This is a genomic window from Paraplanobispora siamensis, from assembly GCF_016863175.1.
Taxonomy (GTDB): Bacteria; Actinomycetota; Actinomycetes; order Streptosporangiales; family Streptosporangiaceae; genus Planobispora; species Planobispora siamensis.
Window position 1 is genome coordinate 112,702 of sequence record NZ_BOOJ01000047.1, and the last position, 12,921, is coordinate 125,622.

The following is a 12,921-nucleotide window of genomic DNA, read 5'->3' on the forward strand; positions in this document are numbered from 1 at the left end:
ACGCTGGCGGCATGCCCGATTGGTCCACGAAACCGTGAGGACTCGCATAGCGATGGGTGTCGACACCACTGTTTTCGAGCACCGTCTCGCCGGCCCGCCAGAGCCCGGCCTCACCCCCGAGGACGTGGTCGCCAGGGCCGAGGCGATGATTCCCGCGCTGGTCGAGCGTCAGGCCGAGACCGAGCAGCGCACGTACTACGGCGAGGACGTCCACGAACAGTTCTCCGAGGCCGGTTTCTACCGGATCCTGGTGCCCCGCCGGTACGGCGGCTACGAGTTCGGGATCGACACCTTCGTCCGTGTGGCGATCAACCTCACCAGGGGCTGTCCGTCGACGGGGTGGATGTACTGCCTGGGCGCGGCGCACGCGCTGGCGGCCGCCACGATCTTCGGCGAGGCCGCGCAGGAGGAGATCTTCGCCTCCGGCGAGTTCATCTGCCCGGCGACCGTGATGCCCGGCGGGACGGCCGAGCGCACCTCCGACGGGGACTGGCTGATCAACGGCACCTGGGGTTACTGCTCGGGCTCGCCGTACGCCTCGCACTTCATCGGGCACGCGATGGTCACCCCCGACGGGGGCGGCCCGCCCGAGCCCATGATGTTCATCGCCCCGCGCAGCCAGTGGACCCGCCTGGACGACTGGGGCGGGGCGCTGGGGCTGAAGGGCAGCGGGTCGCACAGCGTCCGCGTCGTGAACGGCCGCGTCCCCGACCACTACACCGTCAAGCAGCACATGAGCCAGATCGACGTCACCGGGGGCACCCCGGGACGCGCGCTGCACGGCCCCCAGTACGGCGGCGGGCAGCTCACCTTCATGGTGCTGGAGGACGCGCTGCTCGCGGTCGGCATGGCCAGGGGCGCGCTCGACGCCTACGAGGAGCTGATGCGCACGCGGACGACGCCGTTCCCGCCCATCGTGCCGCGCTTCGAGGACCCGGACTTCCAGCTCAGGTACGGCAAGGCCGCCGGTCTGATCGCCGCGGCCGAGGCCGCGACCCTGGACGTGGCCCGCCAGTGGCACGAGGCGGCCGCCGCCGGCGCCGCCGCCGTCACCCGCGAGCACGAGCTCGGCCTGGCCGGGATCTGCAGCGAGGCGGTCGCCCTGAGCTGGCGCGCGGTCGAGTCCTACCTGTTCCCCACGGCGGGGTCGAGCGCCGTCCGCGGCGGCGAGCGCATCGAGCGCGTCTGGCGGGACATGTCGATGTTCGTCACCCACGCGGGCGTCTCGACGTTCCTCGCCACCATCGCCAAGCGCGACTTGGCCAAGGCCCGGTTCGGGCTCGGGTAGCGGCCCGAGCGGAGGAAGGAAGCGAAGTAGCGCGATGACAGACCTTCATGACGCACCACCCGTCGGGCCCGCCGGACAGGCGGCGGGGCCGGTAACGCGGCCCATGACCGGCGCCGAGTACATCGAGAGCCTGCGGGATGACCGGGCGATCTACCTCTACGGCGACCGGGTCAGGGACGTGACCGCCCACCCGGCCTTCCACAACCCGATCCGGATGACCGCCAGGCTCTACGACGCGCTGCACGACCCCGACCGGCGCGACGCGCTCGTGACGCCCACCGACACCGGGAGCGGGGGCTTCACCCACAGCTTCTTCACCACGCCCCGCAGCGCCGCCGACCTGGTGGCCAACCAGCGCGCGATCGCCGCGTGGGCGCGGATGAGCTACGGCTGGATGGGCCGCAGCCCCGACTACAAGGCCGCCTTCCTCGGCACGCTGGGCGCCAACGCCGAGTTCTACGAGCCGTTCGCCGACAACGCGCGGCGCTGGTACCGGGAGTCGCAGGAGAAGGTCCTGTTCTGGAACCACGCGATCGTGCATCCGCCGGTGGACCGCAACCGGCCGCCGGACGAGGTCGCCGACGTCTTCGTGCACGTGGAGAAGGAGACAGACGCCGGCCTGGTGGTGAGCGGGGCGAAGGTGGTGGCGACGGGCTCGGCGCTGACCCACTACAACTTCATCGCCCACTACGGCCTGCCGATCAAGGACAGGAAGTTCGCCCTGGTGGCCACCGTGCCGATGCACGCCCCGGGGCTGAAGCTGATCTGCCGCCCGTCCTACACCGCCACGGCGACCGTGATGGGCAGCCCGTTCGACTATCCGCTGTCCTCCCGGCTGGACGAGAACGACACGATCCTCGTCCTGGACAAGGTGCTCATCCCCTGGGAGAACGTCTTCATCTACGGCCACCTGGGCAAGGTCCAGCTCTTCACCGGCCGCTCCGGCTTCCCCGAGCGGTTCACCTTCCACGGGTGCACCCGCCTGGCCGTGAAGCTGGAGTTCATCGCGGGCCTGCTGGCCAAGGCGGTGGAGATCACCGGCACCAAGGACTTCCGCGGCGTGCAGAGCCGCATCGGCGAGGTGCTCGCCTGGCGCAACCTGTTCTGGGGGCTGTCGGACGCGGCCGCGCGCAACCCGGTGCCCTGGACGAACGGCGCGGTGCTGCCGAACCCGCAGTACGGCCTGGCCTACCGCTGGTTCATGCAGATCGGCTATCCCCGGGTCAAGGAGATCATCGAGCAGGACATCGCCAGCGGCCTGATCTACGTCAACTCCAGCGCCGAGGACTTCAAGAACCCCGAGGTCCGGCCGTACCTGGACAAGTACCTGCGCGGCTCGGGCGGCATCGACTCGGTCGAGCGGATCAAGGTGATGAAGCTGCTGTGGGACGCGGTGGGCACCGAGTTCGGCGGGCGGCACGAGCTGTATGAGCGCAACTACGCCGGCAACCACGAGAACACGCGCGTGGAGCTGCTGGCGGCGCAGACGGCCAACGGTCAGATGGACGGGTACAAGGCGTTCGTCGAGCAGTGCCTGGGCGAGTACGACCTCGACGGCTGGACGGTGCCGGACCTGTCCTCCTTCGAGGAGCTGCGGCAGACCGGCGGGCTGCGCGACTTCTGACCTGACCCGCCTGTCCGAGAGGGGCGCCGGGAGATTCGTCTCCCGGCGCCCTTCCGTCGTGCTTCCGTCGTGCTTGCGTCGTGCCGGATCCGCCGGGGTGAGAGGCGGCCGCACGGAGCAGGCGCCCCCGGGTCCGGGACCCGGGGGCGCCTGCTCCGTGCTTCGGCGTGGTTCAGCGGAGGGTGACGTCGGCCTGTTCGACGGCGGCCAGGAACTCCCCGCGGGAGATCGCGGCGGCCACCAGCTCGATGTCGTCCGACATGAAGCGGTCCTTGTCCAGGGTCGGCACGAGCGAGCGGATCCGCTCGTAGGTGGCCAGGCCGGCCGGGCTGAGCCGGTCCCTGCGTCCCGACAGGTCCACGGCCTGGGCCGCGGCGAGGAACTCCACCGCGAGGATCCTGCTGTTGTTCTGCAGCACCCGGCGCGCGTTGCGGGCCGCGATCAGTCCCATGCTGACGACGTCCTGGTTGTCGCCGTTGGACGGCACGCTCTGCGTGCTGGCCGGGCCGATCGTCCTGTTCTCCGCCACCAGCGCGGTGGCGGGGTACTGGGCCCCGGCGAAGCCGCTGTTGAGCCCGGGGTCGTCGGCGACGAGGAACTCGGGCAGGCCGTTGCTGAGGTGCCGGTTCAGCAGCCGGTTGGTCCGCCGCTCGGAGAAGACGCCGAGCTGGGTGAGCGCGATCGTCAGGTAGTCCATGACGAACGCGACCGGCTGGCCGTGGAAGTTCGCCCCGTGGAAGACCTCCTTGCCCTCGAAGACGAGCGGGTTGTCGTTGGAGGAGTTGAGCTCGACGCGCAGCGTGGAGGCGGCGTGGTAGACGGTGTCCCTGACGGCGCCGACGACCTGCGGGATGGCCCGCAGCGTGTACGCCTTCTGCAGGTAGACCTCGGTCCGGTGGACGCCGTGCTGCGCGGTCCCGTTGTCGTCCTTGCGCCGGGGGCGCTGCGGCTCCCTGTCGCGCAGCACCGACAGGCGCAGCGGGTCGACGCTGAGCGCCTGGCGCAGCTCGCTGTGGTCCACGGCCAGGCCGCTGCCGTTCAGCAGGGCCCGCATGTTGGCGGCGACGTCGATCTGCCCCTGGTGCGGGCGGGCGATGTCGTGCCCGTCGGCCACGAAGGGGCTGGTGGAGCCCTGCAGGACCTCGCAGATCAGCGCGGTCACGATCTCGGCCTGCCGTACCTGGTCCAGCGCCCGGGTGACGAGCAGGCAGCCGAGCCCGGTCATCGCCGAGGTGCCGTTGATCAGCGCCAGCCCTTCCTTGAAGCGCAGTTGCAGCGGCTCGATGCCGAACTCGCGCAGCACCCGCCCGGTCTCCACGCGCCGGCCGTCGCGCAGCACGTACCCCTCGCCGATCAGCGTCGAGGCCACGTGCGCCAGCGGCGCCAGGTCGCCGCTGGCGCCCAGCGAGCCGATCTCGGGGATGGCCGGCGTGATGCCCAGGTTGAGGTAGAGCGCCAGGCGTTCGAGCAGTTCGGGGCGGACCGCCGAGTACCCCTTGGACAGGGCGTTCAGCCGGGCGGCGAGGACGGCCCTGGCCTCGTCCTCGGCGAAGATCGGGCCGACGCCGGCGCTGTGGCTGCGCACCAGGTTGGTCTGGAGCTGCACCTCGTTCGAGGTGTCCACGAGCATGTAGATCATTTCACCGTAACCGGTGGTCACGCCGTAGACCGGGACGCCGCTCGCGATGATGTCCTCGAACACCCGCCGGTTGGCCGCGACCTTGGCCAGGGCCGCGGGAGCGACGCCACAGGTGACCTCGTTCTCGGCGATCAGCCGTACTGTCGGGACGTCCAGGCTCTCACCATCGAAGTCGACTGACGTTGAGGTCTCAACCAGTGTCACATCACTCACCCGCCGTAGATTGGTTGACTGCATCAGTGGAAAGCGCGTACGCGCGCACCTGGGCGGTCAGGCCGCCCAGGGTGGGGTTGGCGAAGAACTCCCAGAGCGGCACCTCGACGCCGAACCGTTCACGAACGCGTTCGAGCAGACGGGGCACCATCAGCGAGTTCCCGCCGACGGAGAAGAAGGGGTCGCCGTCGCCGTCCGGCTCGGCTCCCAGGACGTCCGACCAGATGGCGGCGACCTCCAGCTCGACCGGCGTGCGCGCGGTGTCGCGCTGCCCGCCGCCGGCCGTCGCCGGCAGAGCGCGCCGGTCGATCTTGCCGCCGACGTTGCGCGGCAGCGTGGCGACCGTCCTGACCGACAGCGGCAGCGTGCTCTTGCCGAACCTGGCGCGTACGGCGGCCCGCAGGTCCGCGGCCCGCACCTGCGCCTCGCCCGCCGGCGTGCGGCGCGGCACGACGTAGGCGACCAGCCGGGTGACCCAGCCGTCCGGGCCGCTCACCGGGACGAGTGCGCACTCGGCCACCGCCTCGTGCCGGCTCAGCGCGGCCTCGATCTCGGCCAGTTCGATGCGGGTGCCATGGAACTTGATCTGGGAGTCGCCGCGGCCGCGGAACTCCAGCAGGCCGTCCCACCGCATGCGGCCGAGGTCGCCCGTGCGGTAGAAGCGGCCGTAGCCGGAGCCGCACGCCTGCAGGTGGTACACCGGCTCGAAGGCCCGGCCGTCCTCGCCGCCGGCGTATCCCAGCGCGACGTACGGGCTCCTGACCACGATGTGGCCGGTGACGCCGGGCGGGCAGGGCCGGTCCCAGGCGTCCAGGACCACGACCTGCCGGCCGGGGATGGAGCCGCCGATCGGCGTCATGCCGTGCACCGGGGCGGTGACGTCGTACCAGGTGGCCAGGATCGTCTCCGTGGCGCCGTACAGATTGGCCAGCCGTACGGCGGGCAGGCTCGCGCGCAGGTCGTTGGCCAGTTCCCCGGGCAGCGGCTCCCCCGCCAGCAGCAGGCAGTCGAGCGTGAGCCGCCCCGCGACGCCCTCGGCTCTGATCACGTCGAGGAGCTTGGCCGCGAAGCTCGGGACGGTCTGCAGCAGGGTGATCCGCTCGTCCGCGAGCCACTGGGCCAGCTTGTCCGGGTTGGCCCTGATGCGTTCGGGCACGGGGCACAACGTCGCACCGCCGACCAGCGCGGCGAACGTCTCGCACAGCGCGGCGTCGTAGCCGGGCGCGGCCCACTGGGCCACCCTGGCGCCCGGCCGCATCCGGAACTCGGTGGCCATCCAGGTGACGAACTGCGCCAGGCTGCCGTGCGACTGGATGATCCCCTTGGGCCTGCCGGTCGAACCCGAGGTGTAGGCGACGTACGCGGGCGCGGTGGTCGTCGGGCTGACGGGAGCGGTGAGAGTGGGCGTATCCAGGGCGGCGGGTGTGTCCAGGGCGGCGGGCGCGTCCGTGGCGGCGGGCGCCTCCAGGGCGCCGACGTCGACCACCGTGCCGCCCAGTTCCTCCTCGTACCACCGGCTGAGATCGTCCCCGGGGCCCTCCACCAGCAGGGCGAGGGGGCGCAGCTCGGCCAGCACGGCCCTGCCCCGCTCCCCCACGTCGCCGGCGCCGAGGCAGGTCAGGCGCGCCCCCGCGCCGAGCACCCCGAGCGCGGCCGTGACCTGGGCCGCTCCCGGCGCCATCCGGACGACCGCGGAGGCTCCCTCGACCTCGCCGAGCGCGCGCAGCGCGGCGCCGACGGCGGCGGCGCGGGCGTCCAGCTCGCGGTAGGTCAGGCGGGCGCCCTGCCAGTCGAGCGCGACCGCCTCCGGCGCCCGCCCGGCCCGGGCGTGCACGAGCTCGGGCGCCGAGGGCAGGAACGGGTCCAGCGCCGCAGTCCGGTCGGCCTCGCGCACCCTGGCGCGCGTCCGCGTGTAGTCCTCCAGCGGAATCTGGTCGGCGGGCAGGTCGGGCGCGCGCAGCGCGATGGCCAGGAACGTGTGCAGCTGGTCGAGCAGGAGCTCAGCCGTCCTCTCCTCGTACAGGCCCTCTCGATAGGTCAGCGAACCGGCCGGCGCGTCGCCCGCCTGCTCGACGGACAGCACGAGATCGGTCCTGGCCGCACAGGTGCGCGGCCGTACGGGGCGCACCTCGGCCGCGCCCAGCACGGGCACGGGTTCGGCCTGCTCCCGGTAGTCGAACATCACGTCGCACAGCGGGATCCTGCGCGGGTCCCGCTCCAGACCCAGCGCCTGCACCAGCCGGTCGAAGGGCAGGCCGCGGCGGTGGTGGACCTCCTTCAGCGTCCGCGCGACCCGGCGCACGGCCTGGCGGAAGGCGATCCCGCCCGAGAGGTCGGCGCTGAGCACCAGATGGTTGCGGTACGGGCCGACGAGCGCGCCGGTCGCGGCGCCGGGGCGCACGTTCACGGCGGTGCCGACCGCCATCCGGTCCTCCCCGGTGTGCCGGCGCAGCAGGCACAGGAACGCGGCCAGCATGACCGTCGCGGGGGTGACGCCCTCCTGGTGCGCCAGCTCCGCCAGCGCGCCTCCCAGGGCGGGCGTCCACTCGAACGGGACGGCCCGGCCGTGGAAGGACGGTCCCGCGGGGCGCGGCCTGTCGGCGGGCGGCGCGGCCGAGGCGGGCGGCGGGGTCAGCGTCCCGGTCCACCAATCGAGCAGGCGGTGCAGCTCGGCGGTGTGCGCCTGGTCGCGCTGCCAGCGGGCGTAGGCGGCGTACTGGATTCCGGCGGGCGGCGGCGCCCCCCGGGCGGCGTAGCGGTCGGAGAGCTCGTCCAGCAGGATCGGAATGGACCACTCGTCCGCGACGGCCTCGTGCAGCCGCAGCACGAGGAGGTGGTCGCCGGGGCCCAGCCGTACCACGAGGAGCCGGGCGAGCGGCCCCTCCCGCGGGTCGAGCGGGGTGCGCGCGAGACCGGCGCAGAGCTCCTCGGCCGATGAGCCGGTGGCGTCGATCTCGGTGAAGGCGTGCGGGTGGCAGCCCGCGGCGATCTCCTGCACGGGCAGCCCGCCGCTCTCCACGAGAGTGGTCCGCAGGATCTCGTGGCGGAGCACGACGCCCTGCCACGCGGCGCGCAGCGCGGCCACATCGAGTTCGCCGGTCGTTCGGTAGGCACGAAACATCGTGTACGCGGGTGAATCCGGGACCAGTTTCTGCAGAAACCACGCCTGGTCCTGCAGCCACGAGGTCGCCGTTCTCTTTACACCGGACTTCCTCACCACGACATCGTCGGCTCGGCCCGTCGCACGCGGCATCTCTTGACGTGCTCCGTTGCCCGCCACTGGCAGGAAACAGCGGCCCGAAGGCAACTTGCTGTCACCGCCCCGCCTTGTTCCGGTCAGCCCGGCGTTCCACTCTGAGCGTGTAAAGGAAAACCTCCGGAATTGAAGGTCCCGGACCCCGGGGAATACGCCGGGGCAAACGGAGAAAGGCAGCGGAATCAATGGACTCAATTGATCGGGCGGAATTCACCGCGGGGAGGCCCTGATGGTGGCCCTGGTCACCGGTGCGGCGGGCGGCATCGGGGCGGCGATCGCACGGAGGCTGGGAGAGGAGGGCACCCCGGTCGCCGCCCTGGACCGCGACGAGGAGCGTCTGCGCGAGGTCGCGGAGAAGCTGACCGCCGACGGGCTGGACGTGACCGCCTTCCCCGTGGACGTCGGCTCCGGCGCCCAGGTGGAGGCGGTGGTGGCGGAGACGGAGCGGCGGCTCGGGCCGATCGGCAAGCTGGTCAACGCCGCCGGCGTGCTGCGCCTGGGCCGGGCCGTGGCGCTGTCGGACGAGGACTGGGCGACGACGTTCTCGGTCAACGTCAACGGCGTCTTCCACCTGTCCAGAGCGGTCGTGGCCAGGATGGTGCCGCGACGCTCTGGGGCGGTCGTCACCGTCGCCTCCAACGCGGCGCTGACCGCCCGCGTGGACATGTCCGCCTACGCCGCCTCCAAGGCCGCGGCGCTGGTCTTCACCAAGACGCTGGGGCTGGAGGTGGCGGGCTACGGGATCCGCTGCAACGTGGTGACCCCGGGTTCGACCGACACCCCGATGCTCTCCTCGCTGTGGAGCGACCACGAACGCGCGCTGCGGGCCTCGATCGAGGGCAGCCCCGGCGTGTACCGCACCGGCATCCCGCTCGGGAAGGTCGCCGAACCGGGCGACATCGCGGAGGCCGTCGCCTTCCTGCTTTCGAGCCGGGCCGATCACATCACCCTTCAGCACCTCACGGTGGACGGCGGCGCCACTCTGGGCGCCTAGCAATTTCCAGCACGAATGAAAGAGGAAACACAATGGCCGGCATTCCCTACATAACGCCATATCCCATGCCGGATGTCGGAGAACTTCCCGAGAACACGGCGCAATGGTCGATCGATCCGGACCGGGCCGTACTCCTGCTCCACGATATGCAGCATTTCTTCCTGCGTGCCTTTCCGCGCGGCGAGGCCCCGGTGACGGACCTCCTCAGGAACGCGCGGGCCCTGCGCGAGCGCTGCGCGGCCCTGGGCGTCCCGGTCGCGTACACCGCGCAGCCGGGCGGGATGACCGAGGAACAGCGGGGGCTGCTCAAGGACTTCTGGGGCCCCGGCATGACCGCCGACGAGGACCAGCGCAGGGTCGTGGAGGAGGTGGCGCCCAGGCCGGGCGACCTGGTGCTCACCAAGTGGCGCTACAGCGCCTTCCACCGCAGTCCGCTGCTGCGGTGGCTGCGCGACAGAGGGCGCGACCAGCTCATCATCGCCGGGGTGTACGCGCACGTGGGCATCCTCATGACGGCCAACGACGCCTTCGCCCAGGACGTCCAGCCGTTCCTGGTGGCCGACGCGATCGCCGACTTCACCGCCGAGGAGCACCGCCTGGCCCTGCGGTACGTGGCCGGCCGGTGCGGCGTGGTCACCACGGCCAAGCAGCTCCTGACCGACCTCCCCGAGGAGGCGGGGAGATGACCGCCGAGCCCCCCTTCAGAAGCGCGGACACGACCGCCGACCGCCTCCTCGACGAGATCCTCTCCCCGCGGCCCCCCGCCTTCGCGCTGCTGCACCGGCCCGGCGCCGGCCGGGAGGGCGTGCTCGACGTCCTGGTGGGCGAGGTCTCCACGGCCGCCACGCTGGCCGAGCTCCCCCTCTCCGACGAGCCGCGCGGCGAGGGGCCCGAGCTGCTGACGCTCATCCCGTTCCGGCAGATCGGCGAGCGGGGCTTCGAGGCGCGCGACGACGGCGCCCCCCTCGTCGCGATGACCGTCACCGGGCACGCCGTCGTGCCGCTCCCCGCCGCACTGGCCCGCATACCCGACCAGCGCATCCAGGCCCGCAACCGGCACGTGGACACCTCCGACGACGACTACGCGCGCATCGTGCGCGCCGTCATCGAGGACGAGATCGGCCGGGGCGAGGGCGCCAACTTCGTCATCAAACGCTCGTTCGTGGCCGACATCACCGACTACACCCCGCGCAGCGCGCTGACGCTCTTCCGCCGGCTCGTCACCCGCGAGTCGGGCACGTACTGGACGTTCATCGTCCACACCGGCGACAGGACGCTCGTCGGCGCCTCACCGGAGCGGCACATCAGCGTCTCGGACGGCGTCGCGGTGATGAACCCGATCAGCGGCACCTATCGCTATCCCCCGTCGGGCCCGACCGTCGGCGCGCTGATGGACTTCCTCGCCGACAAGAAGGAAGCCGACGAGCTGTACATGGTCGTCGACGAAGAGCTCAAGATGATGGCCAGGATCTGCGAGTCGGGAGGCCGCCTGACCGGCCCGTTCCTGCGGGAGATGACCAGGCTCGCGCACACCGAGTACTACATCGAGGGCCGGACCGGCAGGGACGTGCGGGAGATCCTGCACGAGACGCTCTTCGCGCCCACCGTCACCGGCAGCCCGCTGGAGAACGCCTGCCGGGTGATCGGCCGCTACGAGAGGCGGGGCCGGGGCTACTACAGCGGCGTCGCCGCGCTGATCGGCAGGGACGCGGCGGGCGGGCGCACGCTCGACTCCTCGATCCTGATCCGCACCGCCGACATCGACGCCGGCGGCCGGGTGGACATCGGGGTGGGCGCCACCCTGGTCAGGCACTCCGACCCCGAGTCGGAGGTGGCCGAGACCGCGGCCAAGGCGGCCGGGCTGCTCGAAGCGCTGTGCGCCGAGCCGCCCGAGCAGCTCGCCGAGCACCCCGACGTGCGCGGCGCGCTGGAGGGGCGCAACGAGGACATCTCCGGGTTCTGGCGGCGGGAACCGGCCGAGCGGACCTTCTGGACGCCCGACCTGATCGGCCGCCGGGCGCTGGTGGTGGACGCCGAGGACACGTTCACCTCGATGATCGCCCACCAGCTGCGCTCGCTGGGCCTGCAGGTGAGCGTGCGCAGGTTCGACGAGCCGTACGAGCTGGAGCGGCACGACGTGGTGGTGCTCGGCCCCGGCCCCGGCGACCCCGCGGAGCTGACCCATCCCAAGATCGCTCACCTGCGCGGCGCCGTGGACCGGCTGCTGGGATCCGGCGTCCCGTTCCTCGCCGTGTGCCTGAGCCACCAGGTGCTCAGCGGCGCGCTCGGCCTGCCGCTGCGCCGCAGGAAGGTGCCCAACCAGGGCGTGCAGCGGGTGATCGACCTGTTCGGCCGCCGGACCAGGGTGGGCTTCTACAACACCTTCGCCTCGCACGCGGAGTCGGAGGAGTTCGAGCCCGCGGGGCTGCCGGGGCCGGTCTCCGTCAGCCGCGACCCGGAGACGGGCGAGGTGCACGCGCTGCGCGGGCCCGGATTCGCCTCCATGCAGTTCCACCCGGAGTCGGTGCTCACCTCGGACGGGGTCGGCATCCTGCGCGACGCCCTGCTCTCGGTGCTCGACCGGCTGCCGGTCCCCCAGTGAGCCCGGCCCGGAGAACCCGGTCCCGGAAAAACCCAGTGACGGACAGGAAGGAAGAGATGGCGACCATACTCATCGCCGGCGGCGGCATCGGAGGCCTCGCCGCCGCCGTCGCCGCCGCGGGGCGGGGGCACCGGGCGGTGGTCCTGGAGCGCCGCGAGGGGTTCACCGAACTCGGCGCGGGCATCCAGATCGGCCCGAACGGCTTCACCGCCCTGGACCGGCTCGGCGTGGGCCACGAGGTGCGCAGCCTGGCGGTCCACATCGACGAGCTGCGCTTCATGGACGGCACCACCGGCGAGCGGGTGGCGAGCATGCCGCTCACCGGCCGCTACCGGGCCCGCTTCGGCAACCCGTACGCGGTGGTCCAGCGCGTGGACCTGTACGGCCCGCTGCTGGCCGCCTGCCGTACCTCCCCGCTGGTCGAGCTGCGCGACCGCAGCCACGTCGCCGACTACCGCCAGGACGCGGCCGGGGTGACCGCGATCCTCGACGACGGCGGGCGGGTCCGCGGCGACGCGCTGATCGGGGCCGACGGCATCCGCTCGGCGGTGCGCGCCCGGCTCGTCGGCGACGGGGAGCCCCGGGTGTCGGGGCACACCATCTACCGCTCGGTGATCCCGATGGAGCGGGTGCCCGCGGAGCTGCGCTGGAACACCGTGACCCTGTGGGCCGGTCCCGGCTGGCACTTCGTGCACTATCCGATCGGCGGCGGCCGGTACCTCAACCTGGCGGCCACCCGCGACGACGGCGCCACCCGGGTGGTGACCGGCAGGCCCGCGGCGCGCGAGCACGTGCTCGGCGAGTTCCCCGGGCTGGGCGAGACCGCCCGGCGCCTGCTGGAGCTGGGCGAGGACTGGCGGGAGTGGGTGCTGTGCGACCGCGACCCGGTCGGCGACTGGACCGACGGGCGGGTGGTCCTGCTGGGCGACGCCGCCCACCCCATGCTGCAGTACGCGGCGCAGGGCGCCTGCATGGCGCTGGAGGACGCGGTGACGCTCGGCGAGCTGCTGGACTGCGGCGCCGGGGAGTTCCCGCAGCGGTTCGAGAAGTACAACGCGGCCCGGCGCGAACGCACCGGCAGGACGCAGCTGGTCGCCCGCGCGATGGGCGAGCTGCTCTACCACCCGGCCGGGGACGAGGCCCTGGCCAGGAACCGGATGTTGTCGGCCCTGTCCGACGACGACCTGCACGAAAAGGTCTCGTGGCTGCACGGCGCCCGGGACTTCGCCCGGGCCGCGGCCTGAGCCTCGCACCGCCTCGACCCGGGCGCCCGGCCCACCGAACACCTATCGAAAGGAACTGTTG

The 12,921-nt window shown here is 72.3% G+C and carries 8 protein-coding genes; 6 read left to right on the forward strand and 2 right to left on the reverse strand.

Annotated elements, in window-relative coordinates:
• Positions 1-52 precede the first annotated feature (52 nt).
• Both Psi01_RS27385 and Psi01_RS27390 read left to right on the forward strand, forming a co-directional pair.
• Positions 53-1,288, forward strand: coding sequence for an acyl-CoA dehydrogenase family protein (locus Psi01_RS27385; RefSeq protein ID WP_204066992.1), 1,236 nt, complete (start codon positions 53-55; stop codon positions 1,286-1,288).
• Between the two features lie 103 nt (positions 1,289-1,391).
• Positions 1,392-2,912: a 4-hydroxyphenylacetate 3-hydroxylase family protein gene (locus Psi01_RS27390; RefSeq protein ID WP_239128055.1), complete on the forward strand. Its 1,521-nt coding sequence runs from the start codon at positions 1,392-1,394 to the stop codon at positions 2,910-2,912.
• A 172-nt stretch (positions 2,913-3,084) separates the two neighbouring features.
• Here the strand turns inward: Psi01_RS27390 and cmdF are convergent, their stop codons facing one another.
• Both cmdF and Psi01_RS27400 read right to left on the reverse strand, forming a co-directional pair.
• Positions 3,085-4,755: a tyrosine 2,3-aminomutase gene (gene cmdF / locus Psi01_RS27395; RefSeq protein ID WP_204066994.1), complete on the reverse strand. Its 1,671-nt coding sequence runs from the start codon at positions 4,753-4,755 to the stop codon at positions 3,085-3,087.
• 1 nt (position 4,756) lies between these two features.
• Positions 4,757-8,017, reverse strand: a complete 3,261-nt coding sequence (locus tag Psi01_RS27400) for a non-ribosomal peptide synthetase (protein WP_239128056.1) — start codon at positions 8,015-8,017, stop codon at positions 4,757-4,759.
• Positions 8,018-8,249: 232 nt separating this feature from the next.
• Between Psi01_RS27400 and Psi01_RS27405 the strand changes: the two genes are divergently transcribed.
• The 4 genes from Psi01_RS27405 to Psi01_RS27420 all read left to right on the forward strand — a co-directional run bounded on the left by Psi01_RS27405 (position 8,250) and on the right by Psi01_RS27420 (position 12,860).
• The gene (locus Psi01_RS27405; RefSeq protein ID WP_204066996.1) at positions 8,250-9,014 is read left to right on the forward strand and encodes a 2,3-dihydro-2,3-dihydroxybenzoate dehydrogenase; all 765 of its coding nucleotides are present in this window, start codon (positions 8,250-8,252) and stop codon (positions 9,012-9,014) included.
• A gap of 65 nt (positions 9,015-9,079) precedes the next feature.
• Positions 9,080-9,700 (forward strand): isochorismatase family protein, encoded by a 621-nt coding sequence (locus Psi01_RS27410; protein ID WP_307819275.1) that lies wholly within the window; start codon positions 9,080-9,082, stop codon positions 9,698-9,700.
• A complete protein-coding gene (locus tag Psi01_RS27415) occupies positions 9,697-11,616 on the forward strand; it encodes an anthranilate synthase family protein (protein WP_204066998.1) in 1,920 nt (639 codons plus the stop codon). Before Psi01_RS27410 ends, Psi01_RS27415 begins: the two co-directional genes overlap by 4 nt.
• A gap of 56 nt (positions 11,617-11,672) precedes the next feature.
• Entirely contained in the window at positions 11,673-12,860 is a 1,188-nt protein-coding gene (locus tag Psi01_RS27420) for a 3-hydroxybenzoate 6-monooxygenase (protein ID WP_239128057.1), read from the forward strand.
• Positions 12,861-12,921 lie beyond the last annotated feature (61 nt).